11 protein-coding genes are annotated in these 8,577 nt (G+C 60.8%); 6 read left to right on the top strand and 5 right to left on the bottom strand.

Going from position 1 to position 8,577, the window contains the following annotated elements:
- Positions 1-90: 90 nt before the first annotated feature.
- Positions 91-720 (top strand): acyl-homoserine-lactone synthase, encoded by a 630-nt coding sequence (locus AC0L26_RS27650; RefSeq protein WP_473605948.1) that lies wholly within the window; start codon positions 91-93, stop codon positions 718-720.
- Positions 721-1,236: 516 nt separating this feature from the next.
- On the opposite strand, the gene AC0L26_RS27655 is transcribed toward AC0L26_RS27650, so the two are convergent.
- The 4 genes from AC0L26_RS27655 to AC0L26_RS27670 form a co-directional block, all read right to left on the bottom strand.
- Positions 1,237-1,722, bottom strand: a complete 486-nt coding sequence (locus tag AC0L26_RS27655; RefSeq protein WP_473605947.1) for a hypothetical protein — start codon at positions 1,720-1,722, stop codon at positions 1,237-1,239.
- Positions 1,723-1,779: 57 nt separating this feature from the next.
- Positions 1,780-2,022: a hypothetical protein gene (locus AC0L26_RS27660; protein WP_473635490.1), complete on the bottom strand. Its 243-nt coding sequence runs from the start codon at positions 2,020-2,022 to the stop codon at positions 1,780-1,782.
- A 288-nt stretch (positions 2,023-2,310) separates the two neighbouring features.
- Positions 2,311-2,556 carry a hypothetical protein gene (locus AC0L26_RS27665; RefSeq protein WP_473543560.1) on the bottom strand — a complete coding sequence of 82 codons (246 nt, stop codon included), beginning with the start codon at positions 2,554-2,556 and terminating at the stop codon, positions 2,311-2,313.
- 85 nt (positions 2,557-2,641) lie between these two features.
- Positions 2,642-3,343 carry a Crp/Fnr family transcriptional regulator gene (locus AC0L26_RS27670; RefSeq protein ID WP_473635428.1) on the bottom strand — a complete coding sequence of 234 codons (702 nt, stop codon included), beginning with the start codon at positions 3,341-3,343 and terminating at the stop codon, positions 2,642-2,644.
- Positions 3,344-3,556: 213 nt separating this feature from the next.
- Between AC0L26_RS27670 and AC0L26_RS27675 the strand changes: the two genes are divergently transcribed.
- The gene (locus AC0L26_RS27675) at positions 3,557-3,802 is read left to right on the top strand and encodes a DUF2188 domain-containing protein (RefSeq protein ID WP_473635429.1); all 246 of its coding nucleotides are present in this window, start codon (positions 3,557-3,559) and stop codon (positions 3,800-3,802) included.
- A gap of 418 nt (positions 3,803-4,220) precedes the next feature.
- Here the strand turns inward: AC0L26_RS27675 and AC0L26_RS27680 are convergent, their stop codons facing one another.
- Entirely contained in the window at positions 4,221-4,607 is a 387-nt protein-coding gene (locus tag AC0L26_RS27680) for a hypothetical protein (protein ID WP_473605961.1), read from the bottom strand.
- Between the two features lie 483 nt (positions 4,608-5,090).
- Here AC0L26_RS27680 and queC point away from each other — a divergent pair, with 483 nt between their 5' ends.
- The 4 genes from queC to AC0L26_RS27700 all read left to right on the top strand — a co-directional run bounded on the left by queC (position 5,091) and on the right by AC0L26_RS27700 (position 8,154).
- A complete protein-coding gene (gene queC, locus AC0L26_RS27685) occupies positions 5,091-5,789 on the top strand; it encodes a 7-cyano-7-deazaguanine synthase QueC (protein WP_473635430.1) in 699 nt (232 codons plus the stop codon).
- Positions 5,789-6,145, top strand: coding sequence for a 6-carboxytetrahydropterin synthase QueD (gene queD, locus AC0L26_RS27690; protein WP_473564430.1), 357 nt, complete (start codon positions 5,789-5,791; stop codon positions 6,143-6,145). The genes queC and queD overlap by 1 nt, the downstream gene beginning before the upstream one ends.
- Positions 6,142-6,876: a 7-carboxy-7-deazaguanine synthase QueE gene (gene queE, locus AC0L26_RS27695; protein WP_473635431.1), complete on the top strand. Its 735-nt coding sequence runs from the start codon at positions 6,142-6,144 to the stop codon at positions 6,874-6,876. The genes queD and queE overlap by 4 nt, the downstream gene beginning before the upstream one ends.
- 570 nt (positions 6,877-7,446) lie before the next feature.
- Positions 7,447-8,154 (top strand): DsbA family protein, encoded by a 708-nt coding sequence (locus AC0L26_RS27700; RefSeq protein WP_473635432.1) that lies wholly within the window; start codon positions 7,447-7,449, stop codon positions 8,152-8,154.
- Positions 8,155-8,577: the final 423 nt, after the last annotated feature.

Here is an 8,577-nt window from a genome sequence, read left to right on the forward strand (position 1 = left end):
TCGTAAGGACGACCTTAAGAGCGCAGCCTCGCTACCGTGCCATCCTCCCGCAAGGCGGCCTTCGCCGGAGGCGTACCACGGAGGCGACAAATGATGCAGCTAATCACACCTGAGCTCTACGACGAGTTTTCAAGCGAGCTCAAGGAAATGTACGGACTGAGGCATCGGGTTTTCAAGGAAAGGCTGGAATGGGATGTTCAGACCGCAGAGGAAATGGAGACAGACGCATATGACGGCCTCAACCCCGTCTATCTCCTTCTCAAAGGATCCGACTGGCGCATTTGCGGTTGCGTCCGTTTTTTGCCGACAACGGGGCCGACAATGTTGCGCGACACCTTTCCGATGCTGCTGGGTGAGACCGCAGCGCCAGCGAGTACCCGCGTTTGGGAGAGCAGTCGTTTCGCACTGGATCTGCCTGCATCAACACCCAAGGCTGGCGGGTTAGCCCAAGCAACCTACGAGCTCTTCGCAGGCATGATCGAATTCGGCTTGGCCAACGAACTCGATCGGATTGTGACAGTGACGGATACGCGCATGGAGCGGATCCTGCGTCTCGCAACCTGGCCGTTGGCGCGCATCGGGCAGCCGAAGGCGGTCGGCAACACGGAGGCGGTCGCCGGTTCTCTCGAGGTTTCCCACGCTAGCCTCATGCGCGTCCGCTGGAGGGGGCGTTTGAACGGACCTGTATTGTGGCAGCCGGTTCTCGGCCTGTCGGCATAGTGCTTGAGGATGCTCGACCTGACCACTCCTCTGCCCGCGGGCGGCGATGGTGACTGCCGCGAACCAACGCCGTGGTCGCCCCCCTGAAACCGGCAGGGAAGGCATCGCAAATTCCAACCTGCTGGCGGAAGCGGTGGGACTGGACATGCGCTCTAGTGGACACCAGAGGGAGCCTTCCTCGCACGCCTGTCGAAAGCCCACATCGCCGACGTCATGCGGGATGCCGAAGCTGTAGAACACGCTCCGGAACCTGAAGGCGCTTGCACGCCGAGACGGAACTGGACGGCAAGGCTGGCTTCCCTCAGTGCTGCGAAAGTCGCAAAAGGTTGAAAGCGAAAGCTTGGCAATCGTCGCCGAGTTAGTACGGATCCGCCACTAAGATCAGGGCTGCGATGCAGCGACCTTAGGCTGGCTAGTGACCTAATCGACAAGCGGCCGATGCCGCGCGACGAGGTTGCCTGCTTGTATTCGTGGCCGCCGAACCGCAGCCCTGAACCATACAAGTCGGTAATCGGGTCAGGCCTTGCCAGTTGTGGTCGCGGCTGGCTGTGGATCCGTTCTTGAGGACGACGCGATCAAAAGGGTAACCTTCACCGCCACCTCTTCGAGGGTGGCGGTGAGCCGGTTGATCTGGGAGGCGGTTGCGGCCAGTTCCGGGCCGTAGCGGATGATCAGATATTCCCGGTTCTGGCTGAGGGACTGAAGATGATTGGCGGTTTTTGCGCGAAGACGCAGTCCTGCTTCGACAGTGTGCTTCGCCCGAGCCGCCAAGTCGTGATGCATCTTGCGGATTTGATTGGGTTCGTGCCCACGATGGAGCAAAAGCGCGGTCAGATAGAGTTCGATCGCGTGGATGGCTGACAGTCTAAACGGCGCTCGGCTAAGCGGCTTACCTGATCGGCCAAGCGGGGCGAGCAGGGCTGCCGCTTTGCGATACTCTTCCGCCAGTTCATACATCTGCTGCGGGGAGGCGAGCTCTCCCGGATATTTGCCCTCAGTCATCACCATTCGTGCAATTGCCCATTTGCGGTAATATGCTCGTAGTCCGCCGCTTGCGGGCTAAGCCCACCCGACGTGATCCCATTTTGAAAGTTTCAGAAACAGATTAAACCAGAATCGGTATTCGAGACCTTTGTCATTGCCAGACGCTTCGAAGGCGCAATAGGCCACCGAGGTTGTAGGATCCTTACCATGCCTCTTGGTCGCGGCTTCTATCGCCTCGTCCTCAGCTAGTACCTGCCATCCTTCAACAACGCTGCCGTGATTTCCCACACCGAAGTCCTCACGCCGTTCGGCAAACATATACCTGATTTGGCTCGGCACAACCCACGGGCTTCCCGGCAGCTCGGCCTTCGGGCTTACGGTGCCGCGGCGTCGAATTCGATCGCAAATCCCGCGTCGATTGCACTTCGCGCAATGAGATCGTCAAGTTCCCAATCCGTGAGGTCGCAAGGCGGAAACATTCGTCTCACGGCGTGACGAACCTCGGACATCGAAATGCACGGGCTGCCGACGTTGTCGATTAGATGGCGGACGATCGCTTGGCGACGTCCGATAAGCTGTGGGACTGCGCAGGCGCCTGCATCGTCGCTACGAATGGAGCCGCGGTTCTGCGGCTTCCGCCGTTCTTGCGTCGAAGGCGACGCGGACACCGTGAATGATCGATGCCGCCGCCAGCAACTCCTCCAGTTCGCGGTCGGTCGCCTTGCATGCGGGCATGAGTGTTCGGATGGCGCGGATTGCCTGTGCGATGGAGAGGAACCGGGCCTTGCCCCTGGAAAGGACATAGGCTTCGGCTGCTCGTTCAACTGTGACCGAGTGAAAAGCGTTGGTCATCGAGAATTTCCTCCCTGAAACCCTGACCAAGGGGATTTAGGGCCGGAATTCCGGACCTTGCAAGGCTTTGTCTGATTCCAGACAATCACGCGGAAGCCAAGCCGAAATGGCGTTGCTCCTCCTCGCCATAAGCGCCATGCGTGAGCCTTATCATTCCGGCGCGATCGACAATCGTGATTTCACCCCGCGTGGCGCGGACCAGTCCCCTGTATTCGAGCATTTGGAGGGCGGTCGTGACGCCGGGGCGACGAGCGCCAAGCATGGTCGCCAGAAATTCATGCGTCAGGTAAATCTTGTCTCCGTCACCGCGATCGTGGACCATGAGCAACCAGCGGGCCAGCTGTTCCTCGATTTTCGAGTGGCCGTTAACCAGTGCCGTCCGGGACGACTGGACAAGGAACGCATGGGCATAGCGCAGCAGTGACTCGCGAAGGGTCAGGCTTGTCGCGATCGCGGCGCGAAGGCTATTGACCGACAGGATCCAGCCTTGGCCGGCGACTTGGATATAGGTCTCATTGGGAGACCTGTCCTGGCCGAGTATAACCGCAATGCCGGTCATGCCGCCGTAGCCGACGAGGCCGACCTCACTTTTGCGCCCGCCAGTCATTGTGGCGACCACCGAAGCGATACCCGTCTCCGGAAAATACACACTCGCGATCGGCTGATATGCGACCTCCAACTGGCTTTTGATGGCCAGTTCAACCTGATGCAGCGATGGCTGCAAAAGTGCGAAATCCTCCGAGGATAGCGCTTTCAAAAGCTGGTTGCGAAGAAGGGATTGGGGCATGGCGCTCTCCCGTACGGGCAAGAGCGAGTACCCTCTTACAGTCGGCCGTGTCCGATGCAAATCGCTGCCGATAAGGCAAGCATAGTCTTCAAATGTGCGGGTGGCAAAGGCTCTGCTTCAAAGCTGGCTTTTCGAGGCTTTGCGATGTTGCGGCGTTGGGCTAATTGATTTTGGCTCAATTGGCGAATAGTCGAATGGCAACAGGAGGCAGTCATGGCAAAACTTCCGAAATTTGAGCTCATCCACGACAAGAAGAAGGACGACTGGGTCTTGCGCCAAGAAGGTGCGGACAGAGCAACCCGCAGATTTGACACCAAGGAAGAGGCCACCAAAGGTGGTGTGCTGGAATCAGCTGTTGGGAGAGGCGGCGGCTCCGTCCGTATCAAAAAACTTGACGGCACTGTTCAAGAGGAACGAACTTTCCCACGAAGTGCCGACCCCAAGGAGTCAGCCGGCTAATATGGGTCGGGTGCTGCCCTTTGCGATAATGGCTATCCCAGGCGAATCGGATATCGGCGACTGACCATTCCCCCGGTCGGAGGCACAACAGGGGTATCGCGATCGGATCGCGAAATCGCCGTCCCTACCCAGCGGAATTCTTGAGGCGGAGCCGGACATATTGGATGCTGCCTGATCAGCGGAAGATTCGTTTGCCCGTCGGCTGCCGGGGAGCAGGTCTCCTTGCAATTAACTGATCGGGCGTTGCGTGTCCCAGCATGTTGGAATCCGGCGTTTGCGCCACGGACCCGAGCGCCAGGATATCACGAGACGAGCAGCAAATGGTCGCGTCGTGATACATCCGCGCCTGGAGAGCCTCGGTAGACGGCCGCTGGCAGGCCGCGGTCGGGCGGAATGCAAAATCACACATCCGGACATGCTAACCGCCAAGCATACCGGCATTTCGTAAGGCGCCGAGGAAGAGACTGGCATGGACGGTAACATCGATCTTGGCCTGCATTGCCAGGGGCATGCTGGTCCAGTTCTCCAACGGCGCCATCAGATCTGAGAACGTGCTGTTCACCATGCAATAGTGGGTAACAAGGCCTTGTCTGTCCAACGCCAGCACGCCAGTCCGTTCGCCTTGATACCGGATGGCTGCGACCCTCTGCACCTGCGCGTCACCGTACACCCGCACGTCGAAAACCAAGGTACCCTGGCTCCTCGCCGCTATCTCCGCGGCTCTTTCGTTGAAGCTCAGCGAGAGGGAGCGGACGCTTTCGACTGCCATCTGGAAAATCGCCCAATCCAGTTCATCCGAGGCCATGGCGGCAATAGCGCGCAACGGAGGGGTGATTGCAACGACGCAGACGGCTTGTTCACAGATGTCGGCTGACAACCAATCTTTGGCGGGTTCTGCCGCCCAACCAACGGCCGACCGCGATGCCCGGTTCGGATTTGATGCTGAAGCGAGGGCAAGCCCACCGTCGCTAAACCTGGACCTGTGCACTCGCGTCCACTCCCTTTCCGCTTCGCCTTGCAAAGCACAGCACGTGGCCTCTGCAGCCATGAAGTCGGCGGCTTCTTGCCCAGCCATGTCGCGAGGACGCGTCGCATTTGGGCTCCTGAGCATGTGCCCGGGGGTGAACATCCACCAACGAGGCTCAGTCCGCCTTTCGCGACCCTGCCGCATCCCGGTGCGCCAGCGCATCAGACTCCCGCAGGGTTCACAAAGTTGGCTGGCTGGGGTAGGGGGAGCGCAGAGAAATCTCCGGTCGCAGCCTTACCCGGTCAAAACAAGGATACCATGATGAAGACTCTCGTCATCTGCTCCGGCGGATTGGACTCTGTTTCCCTTGCCCACAAAGTGGCGTCGGAGCACGAACTCACCGGGCTCCTGTCCTTCGACTACGGCCAGCGGCACAGGAAAGAATTGAGATTCGCCGCTCTGTGCGCGGAGCGACTGAACGTTGCGCATCAGATCATCGACATCCGCCAAATCGGCCGCGGCCTTCGCGGCTCGGCGCTGACCGACAGTGTCGACGTGCCCGACGGCCACTACGCAGAAGACACCATGAAGATCACGGTGGTGCCGAACAGGAACGCCATCATGCTGGCAATCGCGTTTGGTCTTGCCGCCGCGCATAAGGCGGAAGCGGTGGCGATGGCCGCTCATGGCGGGGACCATTTCATCTATCCAGACTGCCGTCCCGCCTTCATCGAAGCTTTCCAGACGATGCAGGACCGAGCGCTCGACGGCGACGCGCAGATCCGCCTTTACACGCCCTATGTGAACCTAACAAAGGCGGACATCGTCGGCGATGGAGCAGGATACGGAACCCCATTTGCGCAGACCTGGTCCTGCTACAAGGGCGGCGAGCGTCACTGCGGACGGTGCGGGACCTGCGTCGAGCGACGCGAGGCGTTTCATCTCGCGCAGCACGCCGATCCGACCGAGTATGAGGACACCGATTTCTGGCTTGAGGCGCTGCGGAGGCGGAGCGCCTGATGTTCCGCATCACCAAGGAATTCCACTTCTCGGCCTCGCATCAGCTCACCTCCTTGCCACCCGAACATCAGTGCGCGCGCCTGCACGGGCATAACTACATCGTCGAAGTGGAGCTCTCCGCCGAGGAGCTGAACGCGCACGGCTTCGTGCGCGACTATCACGATCTGGCGCCGCTCAAACGCTATATCGACGAGAGCTTGGACCACCGGCACCTCAACGACGCGTTGGCACATGAGCAGGTCACGGCGGAATACTTGGCCAGGCATTTCTATGAATGGTGCAAGGCACGGCTGCCGGAAACCGCGGCCGTGAGGGTGAGCGAAACCCCGAAAACCTGGGCGGAGTACCGACCGTGACGGACACGCGCCCCGCAATCCGGGTGAGCGAGATATTTGGGCCGACGATACAGGGCGAGGGCGTGCTCATCGGTTTGCCGACCGTCTTCATCAGAACCGGCGGCTGTGACTATCGCTGTTCCTGGTGCGACAGCCTCCATGCGGTGGACAACCAGTTCCGCCATGAATGGCAGATGATGCCAGTGGATGCGGTGTGGCAAAGCGTGGTTGCGCTTTCCGGCGGCCGGCCGGTGATGGTGTCGCTGTCGGGCGGCAATCCGGCCATTCAGCCCTTCGGTGGCCTGATCGAGCGAGGCCATGGTGAAGGCTACCGCTTTGCGCTGGAAACCCAAGCTTCGGTGGTCAAGGACTGGTTTGCCGAGCTTGATGTGCTGGTCCTCAGCCCAAAGCCTCCGTCGAGCGAAATGCGGCCCGACTGGGCCGCCTTGGAGGCGTGCATCGAAGCGGCGCGGGAGAAGCCCCAAGTCGTGCTCAAGCTCGTCGTTTTCGACGAGAGTGACTATGCCTTCGCCAAAGACGCCGCCGCGCGATTTCCACGTCTCCCGGTCTATCTGCAACCTGGCAATCACACGCCACCGCGCCTTGGCGATGAAGACGCACCTGTCGACCTTGACGGAATCATGAGACGCATGGAGTGGCTCATCGAAAAGGTGACGCGAGACGGGTGGTTCGAAGCTCGCGTGTTGCCGCAGCTGCACGTTCTGCTCTGGGGCAACAGGAGAGCCGTCTAGCTCCTACTTGCCCGTGGGTGCAGCACCCGTCGGATCTTCGGCTGACGAACGCGCCCGATGTGACAGCGCTGCCGGGGGTGACCGCGGGGTGCTCAAGGCGGAGATCAACGAGGCATCGGCGCTTGCAATGCGAGCGGATATCGGAGGGGCTCCGCGACCGCCTGGGCTTTGTGGCTGCGCGGTTTGAGACTGTACAGAACCATTTTCTACAAAGTGCCCAAAACAGGGATCGCCAACAAATCCCCTCGCAAATGGCTTGAATGGTTCCCGACCCTATGTCGCACAACGGCCACGGATTCCCCCGTTTTATGGTGCGCCGGACATAGTTGTCGCGCGTGGCCACGCGGTGTTCGTGTCCGCTGCGTAAGCCAAACGGCGATCGCGCCAATGTCCTAGCCGGCCTTTTCGCAGCGCAGCGCTCACCTGCGTTCCTGCCCCCACTGGCACGCTATTTGCGGCACCGGGGTGCGGCGCTTGACCGGAGCGCGGCGACGGGAGAAGCGCGGCCACACGGCGGGAGCCGGCGCTGCGGGCGTCCTGTCCTGCCGTTTATGTTTGATGGAGCCACCCATGTCCCGATTAAAAGCCGCGCTTGTCGCGGCGATCGCTCTCTTGGTGTTCGCGCTGGGAGTGTTGAAACATCGTCAGGATGCGGCCGAGTACCTGCAGCGTCTGGAAGACCAGCGCCAGATAGCGGCTGACTTGCGCATACGCATTCCGCAGCGGCGCGACGCCCTCCTCAACGACCCAGCCTCGCCAATCGCGGGCAATCCCTTGGGCGATATCGCTGTTGTCTCGTTCTTCGACTACAACTGCGGCTATTGCCGGGCGGCAGCCCTCCACCTCATTCAAGCCCTCAGGGATGATCCCAATGTGAAGCTTGTGTTCAAGGACTTCCCAATCCTGGGGCCAGGTTCCAGATTCGCAGCGCGCGCAGCGCTCGCCTCGCACAAACAGGGGAAGTACGAGGCGTTCCACCTCGCCCTCATGGCTTTCCCCGGCTCCATCAACGAGCGCAGCACCTTGACCGTTGCAGAGCGTGTGGGCCTCGATCTCGAGCAACTAAAGCGGGACATGCAAGACCAGGCCATCACAGATGCCATCACACGCAATTTCGCACTCGCCAAAGATTTGTATATCGACGGCACACCTGCGTTGGTGATCGGCGACGAAGTGATCCCAGGGGAAATCGGGATGGCCAGACTGCAACGCTCCATCGCTGAAGCGCGCGCGAAGGCAAAGGTACAATCTTCGACAGCTGCAAAATCGGCATTTTGACATACTGTCGGCAATGCTTGGTCGCAGGATCGTTTGTCGGAGTGGTTTTGATGTGCTCCTGAGCGCCTTTTTCGTGGTTGGCTTCTTGACCGCATCGTGACGCGGCGGGCGCGACGCCGAACATGGCACCGTCTCCCGGTGTGCGGCTACATCAAACGAACATTCGCGGCGGCTGCGACCTCGCTTCCTGGACGCTGTGATCCAGCAAGGGGCGCCGAGGCGTGGAAATTCGCGGCCCTGCGACATCGGCTCAAGGATCCGATGGTTATGACCATCAGCGGGGTCCGACCACCAGTCCTGAATCCCGGGCGCCGGGGGGGGCGCGCCCGGGGGGGGGGGCCCCCCCCCCCGGTTTTGGAGGGGCGGGGGGGGGGGGGGGGGCCGCCCGCGGGGCCCCCCCGGGGGGGGGCGGCGGAGGGAGGG

The organism is Mesorhizobium sp. WSM4823, from assembly GCF_055811195.1.

Excerpts from the sequence above, each read along its gene's own strand:
- AC0L26_RS27650 (WP_473605948.1), top strand. The coding sequence starts at position 91 with ATGATGCAGCTAATCACACCTGAGCTCTACGACGAGTTTTCAAGCGAG.
- AC0L26_RS27655 (WP_473605947.1), bottom strand. The coding sequence starts at position 1,722 with ATGACTGAGGGCAAATATCCGGGAGAGCTCGCCTCCCCGCAGCAGATG.
- AC0L26_RS27660 (WP_473635490.1), bottom strand. The coding sequence starts at position 2,022 with ATGTTTGCCGAACGGCGTGAGGACTTCGGTGTGGGAAATCACGGCAGC.
- AC0L26_RS27665 (WP_473543560.1), bottom strand. The coding sequence starts at position 2,556 with ATGACCAACGCTTTTCACTCGGTCACAGTTGAACGAGCAGCCGAAGCC.
- AC0L26_RS27670 (WP_473635428.1), bottom strand. The coding sequence starts at position 3,343 with ATGCCCCAATCCCTTCTTCGCAACCAGCTTTTGAAAGCGCTATCCTCG.
- AC0L26_RS27675 (WP_473635429.1), top strand. The coding sequence starts at position 3,557 with ATGGCAAAACTTCCGAAATTTGAGCTCATCCACGACAAGAAGAAGGAC.
- AC0L26_RS27680 (WP_473605961.1), bottom strand. The coding sequence starts at position 4,607 with ATGGCCTCGGATGAACTGGATTGGGCGATTTTCCAGATGGCAGTCGAA.
- queC (WP_473635430.1), top strand. The coding sequence starts at position 5,091 with ATGAAGACTCTCGTCATCTGCTCCGGCGGATTGGACTCTGTTTCCCTT.
- queD (WP_473564430.1), top strand. The coding sequence starts at position 5,789 with ATGTTCCGCATCACCAAGGAATTCCACTTCTCGGCCTCGCATCAGCTC.
- AC0L26_RS27700 (WP_473635432.1), top strand. The coding sequence starts at position 7,447 with ATGTCCCGATTAAAAGCCGCGCTTGTCGCGGCGATCGCTCTCTTGGTG.